Origin of the sequence: Paenibacillus cisolokensis (genome assembly GCF_018403665.1) — a bacterium.
Lineage (GTDB): Bacteria > Bacillota > Bacilli > Paenibacillales > Paenibacillaceae > Paenibacillus_AH > Paenibacillus_AH cisolokensis.
The window spans coordinates 1-9,516 of sequence record NZ_BOVJ01000111.1; the positions used below are offsets into that span (position 1 = coordinate 1).

Here is a 9,516-nt window from a genome sequence, read left to right on the forward strand (position 1 = left end):
TCTGCTTGCAGTGGGTACGCCGTTTCTGCTTTGCAGTGGGTACGCCGTTTCTGCTTGCAGTGGGCATGCCGTTTCTGCTTGCAGTGGGTGCGTTGTTTTTGCTTGCAGTGGGCATGCCGTTTCTGCTTGCAGTGGGTGCGTTGTTTTTGCTTGTAGTGGATACGCCGTTTCTGCCTGCTGCGGGTACGCCGTTTCTGCTTGCAGCGGGCATGCCGTTTCTACCTGTAGCGGGGGTCCGCTGTACTGCCTGCAATGGATATGTCGTTTCTATTGTAGCGGCTACGCTATTAGTCGGCCTTGAATATGTCTTTTTTACTTGGCGCGGACGAAGGCGTTGCGATTCGTGTACCCCGACGGAACCATTGTACGGTCGCGGCAGAAGGCATTGTACGGTTGGTTCCGTAATTGTACCTTTACGCCGGTGAGCGGCCGGCGCTACAATTCAATCCACGGAAAGCGCTGTCAATCCCGGGAGCCCGACTTTCCGAACATGCTCGACACCGCAGCCGAAACTCGACATCACAGTCGAAACCCGAAATCGCAACCGAAATCGATCTGAAATCGCATCCGAAAGGAGGGGGGACTTCTGAAAGCGGTAACGGTCGCCCGCCGAAGCGTGCGCCGCCACTGGCAGCTCTATCTGATCGTTGTGCCGCCCATTCTGTATTTTCTCATTTTCAAGTACGTGCCGATGCTGAACGCCGTCATTGCTTTCAAGGACTACAGCGTGGTAAAGGGTATATGGAGCAGTCCGTGGGCCGGGTTCAAACATTTCGAGCTGTTCTTCGGAAACCCGGTGTTCTGGACGCTCATCAAAAATACGCTGTTCATCAGCATCTATCATCTGGCGGTCGGTTTTCCGATTCCGATCATTTTGGCGCTCGCGCTGAACGAAATTCGTTCCGGCTTCTTCAAACGCGCCGTACAGCTGGTGACGTATGCGCCGTATTTCATTTCAACCGTCGTTATGGTCTCGATGATTATGCTGCTGCTGGCGCCGCGGCTCGGCATCGTCAATCAGGCGCTGCAGTCGCTCGGGCTTGGTGCGATCAATTTTCTCGGCGAACCGGGCCTGTTCCGCTCGGTCTACGTCTGGTCGGACGTGTGGCAAAATACCGGTTATTCCGCCGTTATCTATCTTGCCGCACTGGCCGGCATCGACCCGTCGCTCTACGAAGCGGCGAAAGTCGACGGCGCATCGAGATGGCAAAAATCGTCCACGTCGACATTCCCGGCCTGCTGCCCGCCGCCGTCATTATTCTCATTCTAAGCGTCGGTAACATCATGGCAGTCGGATTCGAGAAAATTTACCTGCTGCAAAATCCGCTCAATCTGAGCACATCCGAAATTATTGCGACTTATGTGTACAAAATCGGCCTGCTCAACGCCAATTTCAGCTTTGCAACCGCCGTCGGACTGTTCAATTCGCTCGTCAATCTCGTTTTGCTGCTGCTTGTCAACGCCTTCGCGCGCCGAGTGTCCGGCAACAGCCTGTGGTAATCCCATTCCCCTTGCGAAAGAGGTGATCGTCATGGCAACGAGTCGTCGGCGCATCCGGGAATCGCCGGGCGACAGGCTGTTTCTCATCGGCGTATACACGCTGCTGATCGCCGTGCTCGCCGCCGTCCTGTACCCGCTGCTGTTCATCGTCAGCTCGTCGCTGAGCAGTCCGCTCGCCGTATCGTCGGGCAGGGTGTGGCTGTTTCCCGTCGACTTATCGCTGGCGGGATACCGGGCGGTATTCGGCAATTCCCAGGTGCTGACAGGCTATGCCAACTCGCTGTTTTACGCCGTCTTCGGCACGCTCATCAGCGTCACGATGACGGTGGCGCTCGCGTATCCGCTGTCGCGAAGAACGTTTTTCGGACGGAACCTCGTCATGGTCTTCATTACGTTCACGATGCTGTTCTCCGGCGGACTGATACCGACCTATCTGGTCGTCAAGGAACTCGGCATGATCGACACGCGCTGGGCGCTGCTCATTCCGCAGGCGGTCGCCGTCTGGCAGGTCATCATCGCCCGGACGTTCTTCCAGACGTCCATCCCGGAAGAGCTGGCGGAGGCGAGCGAAATCGACGGCTGCAGCGATTTGCGGTTCATGTGGAGCGTCGTGCTGCCGCTCTCCAAGCCGATTGTGGCGGTGCTCGTGCTCATGTATGCCGTCGGCCAATGGAACGCCTATTTCGATGCGCTCATTTATCTGAAATCGCAGTCGCTTCAACCGCTGCAGCTGGTGCTGCGCAACATCCTGATTCTCAACACGTCGACCGGCAATATGGAAGCGTCGGAAATGGTGCAGCGGCAGCAGCTCGCCGATCTGATGAAATATTCGCTGATCGTCGTGGCAAGCTTGCCGGTGCTGGTCATCTACCCGTTCGTGCAGCGCTACTTCGTCCAAGGGATGCTCATCGGTTCCGTAAAAGGATGATGGCCGGCGGAAGATGAAGTTTCGGCTCTGGCGAACGGGGCCGGATAATACCGAATCATGCTGAATAATGCCGAACAATGCCGAATAAAAAGGAGGGTCCACGAATGAAAGGGAAGATGGCGAGCTGGATGGCGGCTTTGATGCTTGCGGCGCTCGCGCTGACGGCGTGTTCGCCGGACAAAGGCGGGTCGCGGGAGCCGTCGGAGCCGGCGGCCGGGGAGGGCGGAGCTCCGGTTAATATTCGCATTTTCGCCCAGCAGGACGCGACGACCGACTATGAGTCGAACTCGTTCACCAAGCTGGTGGAGGAGAAATTCAACATCCGCTTTCAATGGGAGACGGTTCCGTATGACGGGGCGGCCGAGAAGCGCCAGATTGCGCTGGCCAGCGGCGACTATCCGGACCTGTTCATGCTGATTCCGTGGGTCGACAAGTTTTCCCAGACGGATCTGATCCGTTTCTCGCAGCAAGGCGTGATCGTGCCGCTTAACGATCTGATCGAGCAGCATGCGCCCAATATCAAGGCGGCGCTCGACAATTTTCCGTACTACCGGGCGATGAACACGGCGCCCGACGGCAACATCTACGGCTTGACCCAGCTGATCGAATGCTTCCATTGCTCCTATCCGAACAAAATGTGGATCAATACGACATGGCTGGAAAAACTGGGGCTCGACATGCCGAAGACGCTCGACGAATTCAAAGAGGTGCTGACCGCCTTCAAGACGCGCGACCCGAACGGAAACGGAAAGCCCGACGAAGTGCCGCTCAGCGGCTCGATCGAGGAATACGGCGTGCATATCATTCCTTTCATCATGAACGGCTTCATTTATAACGACGACAGGACGTATTTGACGGTCAAGGACGGCAAAGTAGATATCGCCGCGAACAAGGAGGAATGGAAGCAGGGACTTGCGTTCGTGAAATCGATGTTCGATGCCGGGCTGATCGATCCGGGCGCTTTCACCCAGAACGCCGAAGCGTTCAAAAAATCGGCGACAACGAAAGCGCGCAAATTCTCGGCGCCGGCGCGGCGATGCATCCCGCCATATTCGTGACGACCGGCACCGATTCGAAATACGGGGCCGACTACAATCCGCTGCCGCCGCTTCAGGGACCGAACGCATCGTATGCCACTTACAACTATCCGAGCGATCCCGGCGCGACGTTCGTGCTGACGAACAAGGCGAGCGAGGAAGCGAAGGTGGCCGCCATCAAAATGCTCGATTACATGTTTACGGAAGAGGGGCAAATTCGCGCCCATTTCGGCGAGGAGGGCGTCGACTGGCGGCGGCCGCAGGAGGGAGATGTGGCGAACGAGGAATCGGCCGAGCCGATACTGGCCGCCATTCCGGGCAAAGAGGGAGATCCGCCGCGCAACTCGGCATGGGGCTCGATGGCGCAATATTTTCAGCCAAAGGAATTTCGGGACGGATGGGTACAGGAGAAGGACATTTACTCGTCGCAAGGCTACGAGCGTCGTCTTCAGGAAGCGACGAATCTGTATGAAGGGAAGGAGCCCGAGGAAGTGTTCCCGCACTGGGCGATCTGGATCGATCCGGCCGTCGCGGACGAAACGGCGATGATGAAGACGAACATCAAGGATTACATCGATCAGAACGCCTTGCAATTCGTCACCGGCTCCAAGGATCTGGACAAAGACTGGGACGCATACGTCAAAGGACTGGACAATCTGAATCTGAAGCGCTATCTGGAGATTATGCAGGCAGCATATGACGCGACCAAGCAAGGAGAGTGAAGGATGAACCTTGAGGCGTACAACGTCGTGTGGGAGACGCCGAGCCGCCATTCCGGCGAAAGCATGCCGGCGGGCGGCCACGACGTCGGACTGAACGTCTGGGTCGAGCAGGGCGACATCTGCTTCTATATCGACCGGAGCGGAAGCTTCGACGAGAACAATCAGATGCTGAAGCTCGGCAGGGTCCGTCTGCGGCTCGATCCGAACCCTTTCACAGACGGGGTGTCGTTTCGCCAGGAGCTGAAGCTGCGGGAAGGCTTCATCGAGATCGCCGGCTCGCTGGCGGACGGCACGGCCGCGACGGTCGCGGTCCGGGTCGACGCGCTCCGGCCGGTCGTCCGACTGAATGTCGAGGCGAATCGTCCGGTTCGAGTCCTGCTCGCGTACGAAAGCTGGCGGTTCCGGGAACGCGAAGTGCCCCATCCCCGCCGCATGTGCGCGACGAGTATGGTGGGCTATCCCGGCGCGATGGTGACGTATCCGGACAGCGTGCAATTTGACGGGGAAGGCGTGCTTTTCTTCCACCGCAACCGGGACGAGGCGCTCGTCTTCGACAAGCTTGTGGAGCTGCAAGGATTAGGGGATCATCGGGAGCGGCTGTGGAATCCGCAATACCGCTATACGTTCGGCGGCCTGATGCGCGGCGACGGCATGCGGCCGGCGGGCACGGAGGAAGGCGTCTATCTGAAAACGCCGTTCAAGGCATGGAAGCTGGCGAGCGACGAAGCGCGGGAGCGGCATCGCGCCGTCATCGCCCTGCACAGCGAACAGGCGGACAGCCTGGAAGCGTGGCGCGGCAAGCTCGACGAGCGGCTGGCGGAGGCGGAGGAGAGCGCGGAGCGGGCCGAGGAGGAGTCGCGGCAATGGTGGCGCGCCTTCTGGGAGCGTAGCCGGATCGTCATCGATCCGGATCGGCGGCTTGCCGACGAGCGGCCGTGGCAGGTAGGGCGCAACTACAATCTGTTCCGCTATATGCTCGGCTGCAACGCTCGAGGCGAATATCCGACCAAATTCAACGGCGGCCTGTTCACGAGCGATCCCGTCCATGTTCTGCGCGATCCGGCCTGGGAAGAGGAGACGGCCGACTTCCGCCGCTGGGGAGGCGGCGCCTTTACGGCGCAAAATCAGCGGCTCGTGTATTGGCCGATGCTCGCGAGCGGCGATTGGGACATGATGAAGCCGCAGTTCGAGTTTTACCGGCGGGCGCTCGGCAACGCCGAGCTTCGCACCCGGGTGTACTGGGGGCACGGCGGCTGCTCCTTCACGGAGCAGGTGGAAAATTTCGGGCTGACGATCGGCTGGAACTGGGGATGGCCGGACAGCCCGGACCTGGTGCATCGCCGGACGCCGTTCCACGATCCGACGGAGCCGATATCGCCGTGGATCAAGTATCATTATGTGAATCAACTGGAATTCGCGTTCATGATTTTGCAGTACCGGAAGTTCAGCGGCGGCGACATCCGCCCCTATTTGCCGCTGATCGAAAGCGCGGTCCGCTTTTTTGACGAGCATTACCAGCTTATGTACAGCCGCGAAGCGGTGAAGCGGCTCGACGAGGACGGCAAGCTCGTCATCTTCCCGTCGACCGCCGGCGAAACCTACAAGCTGGCGATGAATCCGGCCGACGTCGTCTCCGCTCTGGATGCGACCGTCCGCGCCGTTCTGGAGCTGCCGGACGATCTGCTGGACGGCGGGCTCCGGACCTACTTCGGCGAGCTGCTGGACCGTATCCCGCCGCTGTCGTTTCGCGAGCGGGAAGGCCGGCGCACAATCGCGCCCGCGAAGCGGTGGCAAGGGATCATCAACGTCGAGCTGCCGCAGCTGTATCCCGTCTTCCCCTACGGGCAGTACGGCATCGGGCGCGACGACCTGCAGGTCGCGATCGACACCTGGCGGTACGGCAGCGACATCCCGGAGCAAAAAATCATATCAGCTGGCATCAGGACGGCATCTTCTGCGCCCGGCTCGGGTTGACCGAAGAAGCGGCCGACATGGCGATCCGCAAGCTGGCTGACGGCGAATGCCGGTTTCCCGCCTTCTGGGGGCCGGGGCACGATTGGCTGCCGGACCACAACTGGGGCGGCACCGGGATGATCGGCTTGCAGGAGATGCTGCTGCAGTCGGCGGGGGAGGCGATTTATTTGCTCCCCGCCTGGCCGATGGAATGGGACGTCGACTTTCGGCTGCATGCGCCGGGGCGGACGGTCGTGGAAGGCAGGGTGCGCGGCGGCAGGCTGGAATGGTGGGATATCGCGCCGGAGCGCCGCCGCAAAGACGTCGTCGTCATGCCGCAAACGTCCGGCGGCTGACCCGCATGGCGGAAGACCGCCCGCAGTCGCGATAGTTTCCTGATGTTGTCCCGATGCATTCCGATGCTTTTCCGGGGACTTCCAATGACTTCTTGGTGACTTTTCGACGCTTTTCCGATGCTTTTTCGATACGGCCGTACGAGTTTACAGCTCGGCGAGCAGATCCCCGGCGATGAGCGAAGCCGGGGATCTGCGCTTTGCCGCCGCCCGGTCGCCGGCGGCGCCGTGCCGGTACACCCCGAGCGCCGCCGCCGCGGTCGCGGGGTACCCTTGGGCGAGCAGCCCGGCGATGACGCCGGCGAGCACATCCCCTGTGCCGCCCGTAGCCATGCCCGGGTTGCCGGTGGGGTTCACGTAGACGTCGCCGAACGGATCGGCGACGACGGTGCGCGCGCCCTTCAGCACGAGCGTTACGCCGTGCCGCAGGGCGTATTCGCGCGCGACGCCGATGCGGTCGCGCTGAATGTCGCGCGCCGGCAGGCCGGTCAGGCGCGCCAGCTCGCCCGGATGCGGCGTGAATACGGTCGCGTCCGGGCGCTTCGGCCAGGCGGCGAAATCGCCCGCCTCGGCCAGATGGTTCAGCGCGTCGGCATCGACGACGAGCGGCAGTTCCGGCGGCAGCGCCTCCCACAGGCGGCGCAGCCAGCCGCGGCCGTCGACGCCGCTGCCGGGGACGCGCCCGAGGCCGGGGCCGACGACGAGCGCGTCGCGCCTGGCGGCCATCGCGGCCACCTCCAGCGGGTCGGCGGCCAGCCAGTCGCCGCGGCCGCCGTCGGCGACGGGGGCGAGCATCAGCTCGGGCTGCGCGCCGATCAGCGACTCGGCCAGCAGTTCGGGGACGGCCCAGGTGACGAGTCCGGCCCCGGAACGGAGCGCCGCCGTCGCGCAGAGCAGCCCGGCGCCGCTCATCGCGCGCGTCCCGGCGGCGACCAGCACATGGCCGTACGTCCCTTTGTGCCCGTCGGGCTGCCGCGGCGCATCCGGATCGGCGTCCAGCACGTTCCGGAGCGTCTCCGGCGTGAGCAGCCAAGTGCTGACGCCGAGCTCCGCCGCAAGACCGACAGGAATGCCGATCGGCGCGACGAGCACCGTCCCGGCGGCCTCCGCGCCGGGATACTGGACAAGACCGCGCTTCGGCAGCCCGAACGTCACGGTCAGCGTCGCCCGGATGCACGGATCGGCCGTCTGGCCCGTGTCCGGATCGAGGCCGCTCGGCAGATCGGCGGCGACGATCGGCAGCCCGCTCGCGTTCGCCTCGCGAATGAGCGCGGCGTACGGCTCGCGCGGCGTTCCGCCCGTTCCGGTGCCGAGCAGCGCGTCGACGATGCCGCCCATGGCCGACCAGTCGACGGCGCCGGGGGCATAGACGCCGGCCGGCAGCTGCAGCCGCTCGGCGATGTCGCGCTGCCGCGCCGCTTCTCCGCGCAGCTCCTCCGGGGGCGTCGCGTAAATGATGCGCACCGGCACGCCCCGCAGCGCCAGATGCCGGGCGGCGATCAGGCCGTCGCCGCCGTTATGCCCTTTGCCGACCAGCACCGCCCACGGCTTGCCGCCGCCCCATCCGGCCTCACCAGCATCCGGTTCCTTGGAGCCTTCCAGCAGAATGGCGTCCATGTCGTGCCAGCCGGTCCGCCTGACGAGACGGACGACGGCATCGGCCAGCGCCCTCCCTGCGTTTTCCATAAGCGCTATTTCCGGGATGCCGATCGCATCGATCGTATGGCGGTCGATCCGCCGCATTTCTTCCGCCGTTACCAATTCCATACGATATCCCTCCTCGCCGCTTCCGGATCGTTCCGTTGCCGCAGCAGTCGTTATCAGTCGTTATGAAACTATGGTTCGCTTCCGGCCCGCCCGATTCCTTCCGCCAGCGGCAATTTGGAGAAAAGGAAGGAGGCGGGGCCGTCCGGTGCGAATAAGAAAGATAGCAAGACGCATTAGACAAAGGAGGGATCGGCGGATGACAATCAGGGTTGGCATCATTGGAACCGGATGGTTCGGCATGAAACACGCGGAGCTGCTAGCCGGCATGGAAGGCGTGCGGGTGGCGGCGTTTTGCGGGACAAGCCGGGAGAAGGCGGAGAGGGCGGCGCAGCGGTTCGCAGGAGCGGCCGCGTATGCGGATGTGCGCGAGATGCTGGATGGCTGCAAGCTGGATGCGGCTTATATATGCGTGCCGCCGTTCGCGCACGGGGATATGGAGAAAGAGCTGGCCGAACGCGGCATTCCGTTTCTCGTCGAGAAGCCGCTCGGCGTAGACGAAGAGACGCCGACCGCCATAGCGGATTTGGTCGAGCGCCGGGGACTCATCACCTCGGTCGGTTACCATTTTCGCTACATGGATACGGTACAATCCGCGAAGCGTTGGCTGGAAGGCCGCACCGTCGGCATGGCGGTCGGCGGCTGGATGGGCTCGATGCCCGGTGTAGCCTGGTGGCGCAAAACCGAAACGTCGGGAGGCCAATTCGTCGAGCAGACGACGCATATCGTCGATCTGCTGCGCTACATGCTGGGCGAGGTGACCGAAGTTTTCGCCGCTTACGCGCGAAGGGCGAATACGCCGGACGCGACGGTGGCGGATGTCGGAACGGTGACGTTGAAGCTGGCGAGCGGCGCGGTGGCGAGCATCAGCAACACTTGCCTCATTCCGTCCGGCGGACGGGCGGAACTGCATCTGTACACCGACGGCGGCGTGGCGGAGATCGGTCCGCAATCGCTGCGGCTGCTGCTTCCGGATCAGACAGTCGAAACGACGGGCCGCCGGGATCCGTATCGCGCCGAGAATGAAGCGTTCATCGAAGCGGTGCGAACCGGCGATGCGTCCGGCATTCGCTCGACGTATCGCGACGCGTGGATGACCCACCGGGTGACGGTTGCGGCGAACCGTTCTGCGGCATCCGGCCTTCCCGTTCGTTTGTAAATTTCGTACCGCGGATTCGTTGATTCAGGGCGAAGCGGCAGGGGTAACTACTTACTAGCGCAGCTTGATGCGGCGAGCACATCGCGGAAATGATCATATC

The 9,516-nt window shown here is 62.3% G+C and carries 6 protein-coding genes and 2 pseudogenes; 7 read left to right on the top strand and 1 reads right to left on the bottom strand.

The genetic code is table 11. From position 1 onward, the window contains the following. The 6 genes and pseudogenes from PACILC2_RS15630 to PACILC2_RS15655 all read left to right on the top strand — a co-directional run. A partial coding sequence (locus PACILC2_RS15630) for a hypothetical protein (RefSeq protein ID WP_213529384.1) occupies positions 1-425 on the top strand: 425 nt, incomplete at its 5' end. Between the two features lie 140 nt (positions 426-565). Continuing rightward, positions 566-1,500: pseudogene (locus PACILC2_RS15635) on the top strand (ABC transporter permease). Positions 1,501-1,531: 31 nt separating this feature from the next. Then, the gene (locus PACILC2_RS15640; protein ID WP_213529385.1) at positions 1,532-2,428 is read left to right on the top strand and encodes a carbohydrate ABC transporter permease; all 897 of its coding nucleotides are present in this window, start codon (positions 1,532-1,534) and stop codon (positions 2,426-2,428) included. A 104-nt stretch (positions 2,429-2,532) separates the two neighbouring features. Next, positions 2,533-4,187, top strand: a pseudogene (locus PACILC2_RS15645) (ABC transporter substrate-binding protein). 3 nt (positions 4,188-4,190) lie between these two features. Then, positions 4,191-6,161 (top strand): DUF5703 domain-containing protein, encoded by a 1,971-nt coding sequence (locus PACILC2_RS15650; RefSeq protein ID WP_213529386.1) that lies wholly within the window; start codon positions 4,191-4,193, stop codon positions 6,159-6,161. 17 nt (positions 6,162-6,178) lie between these two features. Next, positions 6,179-6,496, top strand: a complete 318-nt coding sequence (locus tag PACILC2_RS15655) for a hypothetical protein (protein ID WP_213529387.1) — start codon at positions 6,179-6,181, stop codon at positions 6,494-6,496. 144 nt (positions 6,497-6,640) lie between these two features. On the opposite strand, the gene PACILC2_RS15660 is transcribed toward PACILC2_RS15655, so the two are convergent. Next, positions 6,641-8,260, bottom strand: a complete 1,620-nt coding sequence (locus PACILC2_RS15660; RefSeq protein WP_213529388.1) for an NAD(P)H-hydrate dehydratase — start codon at positions 8,258-8,260, stop codon at positions 6,641-6,643. A gap of 196 nt (positions 8,261-8,456) precedes the next feature. On the opposite strand from PACILC2_RS15660, the gene PACILC2_RS15665 reads away from it, so the two are divergent. Continuing rightward, positions 8,457-9,416 carry a Gfo/Idh/MocA family protein gene (locus PACILC2_RS15665; RefSeq protein ID WP_062491084.1) on the top strand — a complete coding sequence of 320 codons (960 nt, stop codon included), beginning with the start codon at positions 8,457-8,459 and terminating at the stop codon, positions 9,414-9,416. Positions 9,417-9,516: the final 100 nt, after the last annotated feature.